The 16096-nt window shown below is 67.0% G+C and carries 7 protein-coding genes and 1 pseudogene; 4 read left to right on the top strand and 4 right to left on the bottom strand.

From position 1 onward, the window contains the following. From H7290_RS12455 to H7290_RS12445, 3 genes and pseudogenes are all read left to right on the top strand, one after another. Nucleotides 1-323, top strand: a pseudogene (locus H7290_RS12455) (transposase); the annotation flags it as partial. Between the two features lie 219 nt (nt 324-542). Beyond that, nucleotides 543-9743, top strand: a complete 9201-nt coding sequence (locus H7290_RS12450; protein ID WP_290514336.1) for a type I polyketide synthase — start codon at nt 543-545, stop codon at nt 9741-9743. Then, on the top strand, nt 9740-10195 hold the full coding sequence (locus H7290_RS12445) for a holo-ACP synthase (RefSeq protein WP_290514335.1): 456 nt from the start codon (nt 9740-9742) through the stop codon (nt 10193-10195). Before H7290_RS12450 ends, H7290_RS12445 begins: the two co-directional genes overlap by 4 nt. 94 nt (nt 10196-10289) lie before the next feature. Here the strand turns inward: H7290_RS12445 and H7290_RS12440 are convergent, their stop codons facing one another. The 3 genes from H7290_RS12440 to H7290_RS12435 all read right to left on the bottom strand — a co-directional run bounded on the left by H7290_RS12440 (nt 10290) and on the right by H7290_RS12435 (nt 12723). Beyond that, a complete protein-coding gene (locus tag H7290_RS12440) occupies nt 10290-10589 on the bottom strand; it encodes an ANTAR domain-containing protein (RefSeq protein WP_290514334.1) in 300 nt (99 codons plus the stop codon). A 497-nt stretch (nt 10590-11086) separates the two neighbouring features. After that, nucleotides 11087-11272: a DUF6573 family protein gene (locus tag H7290_RS21360; protein ID WP_366927633.1), complete on the bottom strand. Its 186-nt coding sequence runs from the start codon at nt 11270-11272 to the stop codon at nt 11087-11089. 77 nt (nt 11273-11349) lie between these two features. After that, on the bottom strand, nt 11350-12723 hold the full coding sequence (locus H7290_RS12435) for an FAD-linked oxidase C-terminal domain-containing protein (protein ID WP_366927632.1): 1374 nt from the start codon (nt 12721-12723) through the stop codon (nt 11350-11352). A gap of 107 nt (nt 12724-12830) precedes the next feature. Between H7290_RS12435 and H7290_RS12430 the strand changes: the two genes are divergently transcribed. Beyond that, nucleotides 12831-14747, top strand: coding sequence for a GAF domain-containing protein (locus H7290_RS12430; RefSeq protein WP_290514332.1), 1917 nt, complete (start codon nt 12831-12833; stop codon nt 14745-14747). Nucleotides 14748-14799: 52 nt separating this feature from the next. Here the strand turns inward: H7290_RS12430 and H7290_RS12425 are convergent. Beyond that, the coding region (locus H7290_RS12425; protein WP_290514331.1) for an MFS transporter at nt 14800-16096 on the bottom strand (1297 nt) is incomplete at its 5' end.

Here is a 16096-nt window from a genome sequence, read left to right as displayed (position 1 = left end):
GCGCCGGCCCAGCACGGTTGCTGGACATGGTCGAGGGCCGATCTAAACAGGCCTTCAAGACCTGGCTGTCCGAGCGCGAGCAGTCCTGGCGCGATGCCGTGGAGGTGGTCGCGATGGACGGGTTCACCGGGTTCAAGACCGCCACCACCGAGGAACTGCCCGACGCGGTCGCGGTGATGGATCCCTTCCACGTAGTCCGCTTGGCTGGCGATGCCCTGGACCAGTGCCGGCGCCGGGTCCAGCAGGCCGCCCACGGGCACTGTGGCCGCAAGGACGACCCGCTCTACTCCGCGCGTCGGACCTTGCACACCGGCGCCGACCTGCCCGTAATATCCACCCGGACCCGGTCCGCCAGTGACCAGTACGACAGGGCGATCCAGAACAGGGCCACGACCATGATGACCGACCGCGAAGGGGAAGCCGGGCCGAGCGAACAGGCGTTCACTCGACGTAGGCCTGGTTTGTCCTGACCCACCCGTGTGAAACACTTTCTCAGTGAACACTTGTTCACTGGATTACTGTCTCACCGAAACGAGCCGCTCATGACGATCAGCCACACCGTTCCCAGTGCCTTCCTTCCTCGCCTGACCAAGGAGCCTTACGCGCTGGTGTTCGCAGGACAGTCCTCGCCATGGCGGTCCGTGTGGGAAGATCTCGCCGCCGACACCACGATCACGATCCCGGCGATGAGGATGATCGCGGGTTCGGACGAGGTCCTGTCCGCGGTACGGATGGATCTGATGACACTTGGGGTGGCTGACCTCCCGTTCAGCCCCCAGGGCGTCGAGGCCACGGCGGTCGGCCTCGCCGACTGGTCGCCGGAGTTGTCCGTCCCCGGCATCCTGCTCTGCCAGTACGCCACGCTGCTCGCACTCGCGGCCGACGGGCTCGACACTCGACGAAACCGACCGGTGTCCATGGCCGGTCATTCCCAAGGCGTGCTCGCCGTCCATCTGCACGATGCGTGGACCAGTCGCGCACCCGAAGCGCTCGCTCGCATTTTCGCCATTGCGAGGCTGATCGGCGCGGCGGCCGGCCGACAGAGCCGTGATCTCGGGCTCCATCGACGCGACGCGGCCACCCCGATGGTCGCCGTCCGGGGCCTCTCGCGTACGGAACTCCACGGTCTCGTCAGCGAGATCACCGACCCCGATCACCCGGTGTCGATCGGCGTGCGCAACGACCACGCCATTCACGTTCTCTCGGGCTCTCCGCGGGACCTTCGACGCGTAACCGACGCCGCGAACTCCGACGTGGCCTGCGAATTCCTCGACGTCGGTGCGCCGTTCCACTCCGAACTGATGGAGGACGCCGTCAGTCAGGTCGCTGTGTGGGCGGACGCCTGCGGACTCGACGTCGCCCACGCTGAGAAGATCGCCCGTGAGGTGCTGACCGATCACATCGACTGGCCCACCGAGGTCGACGGGATCGCCGCAGGCGAAGCAGCCTGGGTGCTCGATTGCGGTCCCGGCACGACGATCGCGCGACTCACCCGCGATCTCCTCGAAGGCACGGGACTGGCAGTCGCGATGGCCGGCAACGTGACGGAACGAGAGCGACTGGCCATCCCCGGTGCGCAATCCCCAGCCGCGCAGGATTGGTCACATCATGCACCGCGACTCGTCCGCCTTCCCGACGGCGACACCGTGCTCGACACCGCCTTCTCCCGGCTCACCGGACGCTCCCCCGTCCTGCTCGCCGGAATGACCCCGACGACCGTCGACCCCGAGATCGTTTCCGCCGCGGCCAACGCGGGCTTCTGGGCCGAACTCGCCGGGGGCGGACAGGTCACGGAGGACGTGTACGCCGGGAACCTCGACCTGCTTCGGGAGCAACTCGCACCCGGAGTCACCGCGACCTTCAACTCCATGTACCTGGACCGTTATCTCTGGAACCTGCAGTTCGGCAGTCAGCGGATCGTCTCCCGCTCTCGTTTGTCCGGCGCGCCGTTGGACGGCGTGGTGATCTCGGCCGGCGTGCCCGAACTCGACGAGTCCATCGACCTCATCAGCCGCCTCCGTGCCGAGGGGTTCCCGTACGTCACCTTCAAACCCGGCACGGTCCAGCAGATCTTGCGCACCGTCGACATCGCTCGGGCCGTCCCCGATGTCTCGGTGATCGTCCAGGTCGAAGACGGCCACTCCGGCGGACACCACTCGTGGGAGGACCTCGATCACCTTCTTCTCCAGACCTACGCCACGTTGAGGTCGTCGCCCAACCTCGTCCTGTGCGTGGGCGGTGGCATCGGCACGCCAGAACGTGCCGCCGACTACCTGTCGGGCCAATGGTCCGAGCGTCACGGTCGGCGCGTCATGCCCGTCGACGGCGTCCTGGTCGGTACGGCCGCCATGACCGTCAAGGAGGCCCGCACCACTCGCGAGGTCAAACAGGTGTTGCTGGCCATCGATGGAGTCGACCCGCAGGAGTCCGGCGGCGCCTGGATCACCCCCGGGACCGTGCGCGGTGGAATGACCTCAGGCCTCTCCCACCTGCGCGCCGACATGCACGAGGTTGACAACCCCGCAGCCGCTGCCGCCCGGTTGATCGCCGAGATCGGCAACGATGCCGCCGCCGTCCTCGCCCGCAAGGACGAGGTCGCGGCCGCCCTGGCCAAGACCTGCCGGCCGTGGTTCGGCGATCTCGAATCGATGACCTACGCGCAGTGGGTGCGGCGATTCGCCGAACTGTGCCACCCGTGGGTCGACCCTACGTGGACCAACCGGTTCCATGACCTGCTGCAGCGCGTTGAAGCCCGCCTGTCCCCGCTCGACCACGGCGAGATCGCCACGATGTTCCCCACCGTCGCTTGCGCCCAGGACGCCCACGCTGCCGCCGACCGCGTGGTCGAGGAGTATCCACTGGCCGAGACCACGCTCGTCACCCCCATCGACGCGGCCTGGTTCCCCACGCTGTGCCGCAGCCACCCCAAGCCCATGCCGTTCGTCCCCGTCCTCGACGAGGACCTGCTCACGTGGTGGGGCCAGGACGGCCTTTGGCAAGCGCAGGACGACCGTTACCCAGCCGATGCCGTCCGCATCATCCCCGGACCGGTGTCGGTGGCGGGGATCGACCGGGTCGACGAACCCGTCGCCGAACTCCTCGGCCGATTCGAGGACGCGGCCGTCGCTCGTCTCGAAGCCGGTGGGACGCAAGCCGTCAGCGCCCACTCCCGGCTCGGTGAACTCGAACCCTCCCGGTCGATGGACGAGTTCATTCGGTCCGTGCCGCACATCATGTGGACCGGACACCTCATCGCGAACCCTGCCGCACGGCTGCCACACTCCCGTATCGACCTGCTGGACCGCCCCACCATCGATGGCGTCGCGAGCGCGGACATGGTCATCACGCTGGACACCGCTTGGGACGAGGACGCCGCCGGTGCGGACAAGCACGCCGTTCGCCAACTCGTCCTCCCACTGTTGCTGCCCTCCTCCACGAGCCGCGGCGGGGTCCCGGTGATCGACGAGAACCGGCTGCCCGAACAAATGCGGGCGCTGCTCACGGCGACGGCGGGGGTCGTCTCGACCACCGTCAACGGGGACGTGCTCTCGGCACTGCCCACGATGGAACCGACCGAACTGTCCAAGTTCGGACAGGCCCGGCACGTGTTCACACTTGCCCCGAACCTCGGCCCGTCGCACGCCGGCGTGACCGCCTCGGCCCTCCCCCCGGACCTCGTGCCGGATTCCTGGGTGCCGGACGCCCTGCTCGGCCCCGCGTGGCCCGCCATCTACGCGGCACTCGGATCCGCGATGCACGACGGCCTGGTGGTCATCGAAGGCCTGCTCAACGCCGTTCACCTCGACCACGTCATCACCTTCGACGAGTCCCCTCAGGCTCTCATCGACCGCGGGATCGCCGAGCTCGAGGTGGTCGCCCACGTCGAGTCCGTCGAGGAGTCGGCCTCCGGGCGGATCGTCACCGTCTGTCTTCAGTACCTGGCTGGCGGCGGCGAGATCGGGTCGGCCCGTGAACGCTTCGCGATCCAGGGTCGGGCCACCGGATCGGCCGCACCGAGCGACCCGCCCCGGGCCGGGGGCGGTGGATCACAAGTCCGCAACACCCCACGTTCGACGCTGCGCCGGACCACCGTGCACGCACCCGGCGACATGACGCCGTTCGCCATTGTCTCCGGCGACTTCAATCCCATCCACACCTCGCAGACGGCCGCCGTCGTCGCCGGGTTGACCGGTCCACTCGTGCACGGCATGTGGCTGTCGGCCACGGCCCAACACATCGTCAGCGCTGCGGTTGGCGACGGCCGGCACTCGAGCATCGCCGGCTGGACCTATCGCATGTTCGGCCCAGTCGAGCTGAACGCCGAGATCGAGGTCATCTTCGAACGCACCGGTTTGGTGACGGGCGGCGGATTGGCCTTGGAGATCACTTGCCGCAGTGCCGGGACCGTGGTGTCCCGGGCGACCGCCACGACCCGCGCGCCCCGCACGGCCTATGTGTACCCCGGTCAGGGCATCCAGACGCCGGGCATGGGGTTGGACGAGCGGGCGGCCTGCCCGGCCGCCGATGACGTCTGGCGACGAGCCGACGCCCACACCCGAGCTGAACTGGGCTTCTCCATCCTGGCGATCGTGCGTGACAACCCGACCGAGATCACCGCGCGCGGCGTCACCTATCGTCACCCGGAGGGGGTGCTCCACCTCACCCAGTTCACCCAGGTGGCGCTGGCCACGCTCGCGTTCGCGCAGACCGAGCGGATGCGCAGCGAGGGGGTGCTCGTGTCCGGTGCGGCCTTCGCGGGACACTCCTTGGGCGAGTACAACGCGCTGGCCGCCTATGCCCGCGTATTTCCCGTCGAGACGGTGATCGAACTCGTTTTCCACCGCGGCAGCACGATGCACGCGTTGGTCGAACGGGACGAGCAGGGTCGATCCAACTACCGGATGGGCGTCCTGCGACCGGACCAGCTCGGCCTGACCGATGCCGACATCACCGACTACGTCAGCGGAATTGTCGACGAATCCGGCGAGTTCATCGAGATCGTCAACTTCAACCTCGCCGGCCGGCAGTACGCCGTCGCCGGGACCCGGCGCGGTCTGGACGTCCTGGCCGTGGACGCCGAACGACGAGCCGCGGCCGCGGGAGGACGGCGACCCTTCATGCTGGTGCCGGGGATCGACGTGCCCTTCCACTCCGCGGTCCTGCGCAACGGAGTCGCCGAGTTCCGCCAGAAACTGGAGGAGCGAATCCCCCACGATCTCGACCTGGCGATCTTGACAGGGTCGTACGTGCCGAACCTCGTGGCCCGACCCTTCGAGGTGTCGCGTGATTTCGCCCAGTCGATTCTCGACGTCGTCCCCTCCGAAGCGATCGGTGCGCTCCTCGCCACCGGTGAAGCCTGGGACGAGGCACTGACCGACGAACCGGCGCTGGCCCGCCTTCTGCTGATCGAGCTGTTGAGTTGGCAGTTCGCCTCTCCCGTGCGGTGGATCGAGACACAGGAAGTCCTGTTCTCCTCCAGCACCGCGGGCGGCCTGGACGTCGCGGAGGCCATCGAGATCGGATTGGCCAGCTCCCCCACGTTGACCAACCTCGCCGAGCGGACGCTGGCAACGCCAGCTTTCTCCGGACGTTCCGTGACAGTCCTCAATCTCCAACGCGACCTGGAGCGAGTGCTGCACACCGACGTGCAGGCCATCGACAGCGCCGAGGAGGACGACGACGAACCCGAGGTCTCCACTGCGCAACCCGCGGCGGCCACCGGGTCTCAACCAGTACCTGTCACGCCATCTGCGGTGGCGGCCGAGGCCGTGGCCGATCTTCCCTTCACCGCGGCCTCGGCCCTGCGGGTGCTCGTGGCCCATTCCGCCCGAATCCGACTCGACCAGATTCGCGATGACGACACGACCGAGACTCTGACCAACGGCGTGTCCTCGCGCCGCAATCAGTTGTTGATGGACCTCTCGGCCGAACTCGGGGTGACCTCGATCGACGGCGCCGCAGAGTCCGACATCGTGACCCTGTCCAGCACGGTGAACAGGCTCGTGCACAACTATCGCGCCTTCGGTCCGGTACTGGCCGAAGCCATCCGTGATCGGTTGCGCAAACTCCTGGGTGCCGCGAACGTGAAGCCTTCCCGGATCAGCGATCGGGTCACCTCAGCGTGGGGTCTCGGTGAAGGCTGGGTGGCCCACGTGACGGCCGAGCTCCTGCTCGGGAGCCGTGAGGGGACCTCGACTCGCGAGGGCGACCTCAGCACCTTGCCGACCGACATTACGACCACCGCACAGGAGGTCGACGGGCTCGTCGACGCCGCGGTCAGGTCCTTGGCGGACCGGCAAGGCATCACCGTGGCACTGGTGACGTCGGACGCGAACCACGCTGGACAGACCGTGGACTCCGCGGTCCTGGACGCCTTCGCCGCGAAGGTCACCGGGCCCGTTGGTGTCCTCGCGACGACCGCGCGCCAACTGTTGGACACTTTGGGTCTGGGCGCACGCCACGCCCTCCCTGCGGAGTCCTCCGATGACCATGACGTGGTGGCAGCCGTGTCCGCCGAACTCGGGTCGGGGTGGGCGGACCTCGTGACGCCGACCTTCGATGCCGAACGCGCGGTCCTCCTGGACGATCGTTGGGCAAGTGTCCGCGAGGATCTCGCGCGGCTCTGGATCGACGGAACGCTGCCCGATTCCGTGAACTTCACCGCGGCCGGGCCCGCCGTGTCCGCCCAGGCGTCGTGGTGGGCCGAACGTGCCGAGACCGACGGTCGCCGTGACCTGGCCACGCGATTCCGTCAGATCGCCGAGGTTGCGGCCCGGCCAGTCGACGACACGAACATCGGCGCACACCGCGACGATGTCGCCGTGGTGACAGGTGCCACGCCTGACTCGATCGCCGGTGGCGTCGTGCGCCGCCTGCTGGCAGAGGGCGCGACCGTCATCGCGACGACCTCGCGACTCGATGCCGGCCGCCTGAACTTCGCCAAGGAGCTCTACCGCCACCACGCCGCACCGGGCGCCCGCCTCTGGCTCGTCCAGGCGAACCTCTCCAGTTACCGCGACGTCGATGCACTCGTCGACTGGGTGGGGTCCGTCTGGACGCGCTCGGTCGGCGGCACACCCGTCGTGGAGAAGCCGGCGCTGCTCCCGACCTTGTTGTTCCCCTTTGCCGCACCGCGTGTCCACGGGACGCTCGCCGAAGCGGGACCGGTGGCCGAGAACCAGATGCGGCTGCTGTTGTGGAGCGTCGAACGCATGATCGCCGGGCTCGCCGCGGTCGGTCGCGACACCGTGGTCGACCATCGGCTCCACGTGGTGCTCCCGGGGTCGCCCAATCGCGGCATGTTCGGCGGCGACGGAGCCTACGCCGAGGCGAAGACCTCGTTCGATGCGATCGTCTCCCGCTGGCACGTCGAAGCAGACTGGGCCGACCGGGTGTCCATCGCACATCCTCGGATCGGCTGGGTCCGTGGCACCGGGCTCATGGGCGGTAACGATCCACTCGTCCGAGCCGTCGAGGCAGCGGGCGTGCGAACCTGGTCCACCGACGAGATGGCCGCGCGGCTTCTCCAGCTGTGCACAACCTCGGCCAGGCAGCACGCGGCACGCACCCCGCTGGACGCCGACCTGACCGGCGGGCTGAGTACCGACCTCGACTTCGCAACCGTCCGGAACTCGGCCTCGCCCGCGAAAATCACCGCCCCGGCGAAGAAGATCGACGTGACCGACGTCATGGTCGCCGCACTGCCGTCCCCGACACGGACCGAGGGGCCGCACCCCGATCCTGCACAGTGGGGCGAGGTGACAGCAGGCCTCGAGGACACGATCGTGATCGTCGGCTACGGCGAGGTCGGGCCGTGGGGCTCGTCCCGGACACGGTGGGAAGCCGAGTTGGGGATCAGTCCGGACAGCACCGTCGAGCTCACCAGCGCCGGAGTGCTGGAACTCGCCTGGATGACCGGACTGGTCACGTGGCGCGACTCGCCGGTCGGCGGCTGGTACAACGCAGCTGGTGACCTGGTTCCTGAGGCCGAGATCTTCGACCGGTTCCACGACGAGGTCGTCGCCCGGTCCGGCGTCAGATTCTTCGTGGAGGACGGCCCCTTGCAGGAAGGCCACTCCCCCGAATCCGCGGCGATCCACCTCGACCGGGACGTGACGTTCAGCGTGCGGGACGAAGCGGAGGCGCGCTCGTATCTGGAGGCCGATCCGCGTTTCACCCGCATCAGGGTGGCTGACGACGGCGAATGGGCCGTGACGCGCACGGTGGGCGCTCAGGTACGGGTGCCCCGGCGAGCGACCATGTCGCGCCGAATCGGCGGTCAGTTCCCGACCGGCTTCGACCCCGCTCGGTGGGGAATCCCCGCCTCGATGATCGACTCGATCGACCGGATCGCCGTGTGGAACCTCGTGACCGCTGTGGATGCGTTCATCTCGTCCGGGTTCACCCCCGCCGAACTCCTGTCGGTGGTCCACCCGGCCGAAGTGGCCTCAACACAAGGCACGGGATTCGGCGGCATGTCCTCCATGCGTCGACTGTTCGTGGACCGCTATCTCGGTGAGGACTTCCCACAGGACATCCTGCAGGAAACCCTTCCCAACGTCGTGGCCGCTCACACGATGCAGTCGTGGGTGGGTGGATACGGCGCGATGATCAACCCGGTGGGTGCCTGCGCCACCGCGGCCGTCTCGCTCGACGAAGCCGTCGACAAGATCCTCCGCGACAAGGCCGACTTCGTGGTGGCCGGTGCCATCGACGACATCCAGGTCGAGTCGATCGAGGGTTTCGGAGCCATGAACGCCACTGCTGACACCCAGTCGATGCTGGACCGCGGCATCGGCGAGCGGTTCCTCTCGCGCGCGAACGATCGCCGTCGCGGTGGCTTCGTGGAGTCCCAGGGCGGTGGCACGGTCCTGGTAACCCGCGCGTCGATCGCCGTGGACATGGGTCTACCCGTGTTCGGCGTCGTCGCCTACGTCCGGACTTTCGCCGACGGCGCCCACACGTCGATCCCCGCGCCGGGCATCGGCGCGCTGGCCGCAGGGCGGAACGGCACCGAATCAGTGCTCGCTCGCAACCTGCGGGCGTTGGGCGTCACCGTCGACGACGTGTCCGTGCTGTCCAAGCACGACACGAGCACCCTGGCGAACGACCCGAACGAGGCGGACCTGCACACCCGTCTGTCGCGCGCGCTGGGACGGACCGAGGGCAATCCCCTGTTCGTCGTGTCGCAGAAGTCCGTCGTCGGCCACACGAAGGGCGGCGCCGCGGCACTCCAGATCGGCGGTCTGACCCAGATCCTCCGCACGGGTCTACTGCCTGCCAATGCCGCCCTGGACTGTGTCGACGAGAAGATGGCGAGTCATCCCGACCTGGTGTGGTTGCGCAGGCCATTGGACGTCGGCTCACGGGGGCTGGTGAAAGCTGGCGTGTTGACATCTTTGGGGTTCGGTCACGTCTCGGCACTCGTGGCGCTCGTCCATCCCGCCGCATTCGAGGCGATCGTCGCGGCGGGCGGCGACACTCCCGCCGAAGGAATGGCGGCGCTCGGGAGATGGCGCGAGCGGTCCGATGCCCGCTTGCGTGCCGGAACACGACACCGCGAAGCCGGGATGCTCGGCCGCGCGGAACTCTTCACACCGGTCCAGTCGCGACGACTGCCCGACGATCTCGACGGCACCGACCCGCACGAGACCGAGGCGGCGATGCTGTTGGAGCCGACGGCCCGACTCGGATCCGAAGGTCGCTATGCCGCGGTCACGACCGACGAGGCGCCACGGCGGTGATCCTGGGTGTGGGGTTGGACTTGGTGTCGTTGTCAGGCATGGCCGAGCAGTTGGCCACGCCGGGATCGAAGTTTCTCGACCGCGTCCTCACCCGGCGGGAGCACCGGGTGGTGCACCATCGGTCACCGGGGTCAGGCTCGTCGTGCGTGTGTGCGCAAGACCCCGCTGCGGTGGAGCGGATAGGGGCCTTGTGGGCGGTCAAGGAGGCGGTGGTGAAGGCGTGGTCTGCCGCGATCTTCGGCAAACCACCGCCGTTGGGCGAGGAAGAACTGGTGTGGACCGAGATCGAGGTGGTCCACGATCACTGGGAGCGTCCGGCGATCGAACTCCACGGCCACGTCGGGGAGGCGTTTCGCCGGACCCTGTTGGTTCCTGGACGCCACGCGTGGCACGTGTCGACCAGCCGTGACCACGACTTCGCCATGGCCACCGTCATCCTCAGCGGCACCTGAGACGTGGTCCACGCCACACCCTCCGCGGTGTCCTGAGACGGCGATGTCCTGAGACGTGAGTGGACGTGAGCCGGCGGGGTGCCCAGCCGGAACGTCAGTTGAACAACTCGGGGCGGATGCCGCGACTGACGATGTCGCTGGCCACCAGGTGCAGTTTGATGTTCTTGCTCTGGGAGAGCCGTACGAGCACGGCGAACGCCTGAGCGGGGGTGATCTGGAGCGCTTGCATCAACATGCCCTCGGCCTGACCCATGACGGTTCTGAATCCGAAACGATTGCGTAGCCCATAGGTGGCGATCGCGATGAGTGAGTTCTCGGGGTGGAAACCGAACAATGCGGGAACGGTTCCGAGAAGATCTGATGTTCCTCTGGCGGTGAAAATTGTGGACTCCATGACGTAACTCCTCAGTCGGACTCTGGGGTGAGCTGGCTCTGGGTGCCGCCCGTTGTTTGCCCCTTCCGGCTAAAGAGAAATGACGTGCCGTCAGAGCGAGTGCAATGCCACCGAGGTACCGGGTGGAGTGAGCTGAGTCTTTGAGGAAATAAGCGCAGCGCCGAAAAAGAGTCCGCAAGTGGAGGCCGGCGCGTAGCGCCCGGTTGCGTGGAACGAGTGCGGCACAGAATTGATCGGCCGGAAGGGAAAACTATTCATCACCACCGCGACGCCTTTTGGCGTCCCCGTTCATCAGTTCTCAGCTTTTGGAATGGCTAGCGTTTGGCGCCCGGTGACCTTTGGCCACTCGATCGGAGAATCAAAGTTTGCGTGAGGAAGGGCACCAGTCTGCGCAGTGCCGGCCGTGGTGAAAGGTTGGCCTGCGGGGAGTGCTTTTGAAGGGTGTTCATCCACAGGCACTCCCCCGCGTGTCGGTCCTCGCCGTGTCAGTCTTTGTTTCAGCCCATGATCGTGATCACTGGTTCGCCCTCATCGCCTGCGCCGATGTGCAGCACAAGGTCAGCCAATGTCGGCCGGGTGCTTGTCCCAACGGGGGGGGCGATTCGCAGGACTTTGAAGTTGACACTGGACGCGTGGCCGCTATTTCGGCCTGCAACGCGTGCCATGGTCAGGACATCCCACAGGCGCCCGGTTTCGCTTTACCCGGTCCACGACGACTTATCCGTTTCGGATCTGATGGTGGACTCGGACAACCCGGATCTCACCGGGGTTCGAAGACCTTCCCTGGGTTCAGGATCCCGTGCGGGTCGAGCGCTGCCTTGATGGCGCGCTGCATGTCCAGGACGGGCTTGTCCAACTCTTGGCGAAGGCCTGCCATCTTCAGCAGCCCGACACCGTGCTCACCGGTCACTGTCCCTCCCAGTGCTAGTGCATCGCTGATGATGTCCTCGAAAGCCGCTTGCGCCCGTTCCCTTGCCGCCTCGTCACCCACCGGCGTGACCAGCAGCGGATGGAGGTTGCCGTCCCCGGCGTGGGCGATGTTGGCGATTGTGACGTCGTGGCGCAAGGCGGTCCGCTCGATGCGCTCGAGCATCTTCGCCACCTGAGCCTTTGGCACGCAAACGTCCTCGGTGAGGACCGGCCCCAGACGCTCCAGCGCGGGATACGCGAGCCGCCTTGCGGCGAAGAGGGCATCCGCTTCCTCGGGATCGGTGGACTGCGCAGCCCAGCTGGCCCCGGCGGAAGAGAAGCAGTCCAGCATCGTGGCGGCCTCCTGCTCACCAACGATTCCCGGTGCATCGGTGCGCCCCAGCAGCACTACGTTCGCGTCGACGGACAGCCCCATGTTTTTCCAAGCGTCTACAGCCTCCAGGCAGTGCCGGTCGATCAGCTCCAACGCCGAGGGCGTGACGCCTGCAGCGGCCACTGCGCTGACAGCCCGGCCTGCGTCGACGATGGAGTCGAAGTAGCCGGCGACGGTTCGTTCCGGCTCACGCATGGGGCGCAGTCTGACCGTGACCTCGGTGATCACGCCCAGCGTGCCCTCCGAGCCAACCATCAGTCCAGCCATGTCGTAGCCCGCGACGCCCTTCGCGGTTCGCCGGCCGAGTCTGACGAGGTCCCCCGAGCCGGTGACGATCTGCATGCCCAGTACGTAGTCTCTGGTGACGCCATACTTCACACAGCACAAGCCGCCCGCGTTTGTCGCGACGTTGCCGCCGATCGTGGATGATGAGGCGCTGGCGGGATCGGGTGGGTACCACAACCCGTGCTCGCAGCATGCAGCGCGAAGGTCATCGTTGATCACTCCGGGCTCGACGACGGCGAGCCGTTCCAGCGGGTTGATCTCCTTGATGGCGTTGAGCCGGTCCATCACGATGACAACGCATCCCGCTGTCGCGTTTGCGCCGCCGGAGAGCCCCGTCCCGGCGCCGCGCGTGACGAGCGGCGTGTCGTGCTCGATGCAGAGCCGGACCACCGTCTGCACTTCGGCGGCGTTGCGGGGCCGCACCACGACGTCCGGGAGGGTGTGTGCAGCCCACTCCGCTTGGTCGTATGAGTAGCCGCGCATGACATCGGGGTCCAGCACCAGCCGGTCCGCAGGAAGCTCACGTTGCAGCGCGTCGATCAACACGGTGATCACCTCTTGAAGGCAGGTTTGGGGGACGTTCAGGGCACTGCGGAAGTGCTCTTCAACGTAGCCGTGAGCCGGACGGCGTTCAATGGAGATACTCTCCATCAATGAGCGATAGCAGTGGAGTAAGCGTTCCGCCAGCCGACTCGGATGCCAGAGAAGACAGCTGGCTGGACCATTTGGTAGCCGAGGCACCCATCTCGGAGCTGGTTCGGCTGCGAGATCGTGCGACCACGGGTGCTGATGCAGCGGCAGCCGCGGCGGCAGATCAGGACCTCAGCGCCGCCTTGCAGCTCAGGGAGCTGCTAGACCAGCGACGCCAGCGTGCCGCCGAGCTGGCGGCTCTCAACCAGATCGCCGGCCAGCTGACGACCCTGCGCGCCCACGACGTGTTGTTGCGCGAGGTCGTCGCCCACGCCAGGAGGCTGCTCAGCGTCGACCTGGCCTACCTCGGCCTCGTCCGCGACGATCACATGGTCATCGAGGTCGCAAGCGGCTCTCTCACCTCTCAGCTGCTCGGGCTGGAGATGTTGCTTACAGAGGGGCTCGCTGCCGGGGTAATCACCAAGGGCGAGCCGGTATGGACTCACGATTACCAGTCCGAGTCGTCGTTTATCCACGACCCGACGGCGGACGCCGCATCCAGGTCGGAGAACATCCGCGGGCTGCTGGGGGTTCCTCTCCAGGTGCGCGGCCAGGTGCTTGGCGCTCTGTTCGCCAGCACAAGGCAGGAGCGACACTTCCGGAAAGAGGACGTGGCCTTGCTCTCGGCCTTGGCCGCGCACGCGGCCATGGTCATCGAAAACGCCAGGTCGGTCGCGCAGTACCAGTCCACTGTGACCCGGCTCAACGCCGTCAACGACGAGCTCGCGCGACGGACTTCGGAGCTTGAGCAGACCCTGCAGTGGGACAAGACGTTGACGCAAGTGGTGCTGCGCGGCGGCAACGTAGACGACCTCATTCAGGAGATCTCGGGTCTGTCCGGACAGCCCGTCGTCTTCGTGCCGCAAGGGTCATCACTGCCCGGCGACCTCGCCCTGAACGACGACATGGACCGGGCGCAAGCAACCGTGGCTACGGCCGCACCGGAAGCCGGAGCAACCATAGAGCTCTCGGACCGACACCTCGTCTCACGTCCCGTGCTCTTCGCCGGACGCCACCTCGGCTCGCTCGTGTTGACCTGCACCGGCGAACCCGCGTCAGATGAGCTGCTGTTGCTCGATCGTGCGGTGCCGGCCGTGGCACTCTCCCTGATCGCCGAGCAGGCGGCAGCGGAGGCGACCGTCCTGGCTCGGAATGCCCTCCTCTTCGACCTCGTCACTCGACCGAGCATGACGAGCAAGGGTATGCAGCGGCAGGCCCGCCTCGCCGGCCTGGACCCGGCGGGAACCTACTGCGTGATGGTGCTGCAGATCGTCGACGATGACCAGCCGATCACGACCAAGGAGGACCTCCAGCTGCCCGCCGGCAGCGTCATCGCCGAGCACGGCACGCGCACGCTCATCGTCGTTCCGGGTGAGGACCCTGCCGAACTGCTGGACAGCCAGCGTCAACATGCCAGGACATCGCGCACGATAGGCATCGCCGGTCCGGCGCGGGGCGCCTCTGAGCTCGCCCAGAGCTACCGGGAGGCTCAGCAGACGGTCGACGTCCTGACCACGCTCGGCCGCTCCGGTGAGGCGGCAACAGCACAGGGGCTCGGTATATACCGGATCCTGCTCACCTACACCGGCCGCCAGGAGGTGGCGGGTCTCGTCGAGGCACAACTGGGGTCGGTCCTACGCGAGGAGAAGCGCAGGGGCGTCCCCTTGCTCGCGACCATGGATGCCTATCTTGACCACGGCCGACGGCATTCCGCCTCGGCGCAGGCGCTCGGCATACACGCCAACACTCTCTATCGTCGGCTGGACACCCTCGACCGTCTCCTGGGCGATACTTGGCGTGAGGCGCACCGTGCGACAGACCTGCACCTAGTGCTCCGGCTCAACAAGAGTGCGACCTCGCTGGGGTCAGGCCGCGCCTGAGCCCAGCGTCGGCTGCGAGAAGCTACACCAGCTCGTTGACGTCGAGGGCCCGCTAGTCGACCTCGGGGTCCGGTCGGTCCTCGTGGTCGGGGCGCGGTGCCGCCCGAAGCAGGAGCACCAACATCGCCGCCCCGAACATGGCCAAGCCAACGACCCACAACCCGGCCTTGTTGTTTCCGGTCGTATCCGAGAGCCAGCCGGTAATGAATGGCGCCGCGAAGCCCGCACTGTTGCCGAGGGAGTTGATGAGGGCGATCCCGGCCGCCGCCCCAACGCCCGACAAGAAGGTCGTCGGCAGGTACCAGAACACCGGCAAGGCGCAGAAGACGCCGATGGCGGTCAAAGTGACGGCGAACATCACGGCGAACGGCGACTGCAGGTAGAGCGCAACCGGGATGGACACGGCACCGAGGAGGGTGGGGGCGGCGACGTGCCAAACTCGCTCCCCTGTGCGATCTGAGTGCCGGCTCCAGAAGACCATCGCCACGGCGCCGATCGAGAACGGAATGGCGACGATGAGGCCGGTCTCGAAAAGCGAGTATGTCGTCTGGAACGTCTCGGCGAAACCCGCGACGATGGTCGGCAGGAAGAAGCTGAGCGCGTAGAGGCCGTAGACGACACCGAAGTAGACCATCCCCAGTCCCCACACCCGCAGGTCGGTCAGCGCGCGTCGCAACGGCCAGTGGAAGCGTTGGGCAGTCTCCTCGTTCTCCGCTTCCATCGTGTCGGTCAGCCAGGTGCGCTCCTCCACGGAGAGCCACTTGGCCTGCGCCGGCCGGTCCGTGAGATAGAACCAGGTCATGAGCCCCGCGAGTATTGCGGGCAGCCCCTCGACGAGGAACATCACGCGCCAGCCGGCCAGCCCGAACAGGCCATCACCGAACTGGATGACCGCAGCTGAGAGCGGCGACCCGAGCGCGGAGGAAATGGGGATCGCCAGCAGGAAGAGCGCCGTTAGGCGAACCCGCTCCTTCCGAGGGAACCAGAACGTCAGGTAAAGCAGCATGCCCGGGAAGAAGCCGGCCTCGGCGATACCGAGCACCACCCTCAGGCCATAGAGCCAGCCCGCCGTGGGCACAAATGCCATAGCCGCGGCGACGATGCCCCATGTCACCATGATTCGGGCCATCCAGCGCCGTGCCCCGAACCGATGCAGTGCCAGGTTGCTCGGGATCTCGAAGAAGAGGTAGCCGACGAAAAACAGCCCAGAGGCCAGGCCAAACATCGTCTCAGTCAGACCGAGATCCTCGCTCATGGTGAGTTTGGCGAACCCGATGTTGGTCCGGTCGAGGTAGTTGATGAAGTAGAGAAGACCCATGAAAGGCACGAGCCGTCGCGCGACCTTACGG

The sequence above is a fragment of the Aeromicrobium sp. genome (assembly GCF_014378035.1).
Classification (GTDB): domain Bacteria; phylum Actinomycetota; class Actinomycetes; order Propionibacteriales; family Nocardioidaceae; genus Aeromicrobium.
Note: the sequence above shows the minus strand (reverse complement) of the source record. Positions and strands in the feature narration are given on the sequence as shown.

Bases quoted from the DNA above. Each gene is read 5' to 3' on its own strand.
- H7290_RS12450 (WP_290514336.1), top strand. From the start codon at position 543: ATGACGATCAGCCACACCGTTCCCAGTGCCTTCCTTCCTCGCCTGACC.
- H7290_RS12440 (WP_290514334.1), bottom strand. From the start codon at position 10,589: ATGGAGTCCACAATTTTCACCGCCAGAGGAACATCAGATCTTCTCGGA.
- H7290_RS12430 (WP_290514332.1), top strand. From the start codon at position 12,831: ATGAGCGATAGCAGTGGAGTAAGCGTTCCGCCAGCCGACTCGGATGCC.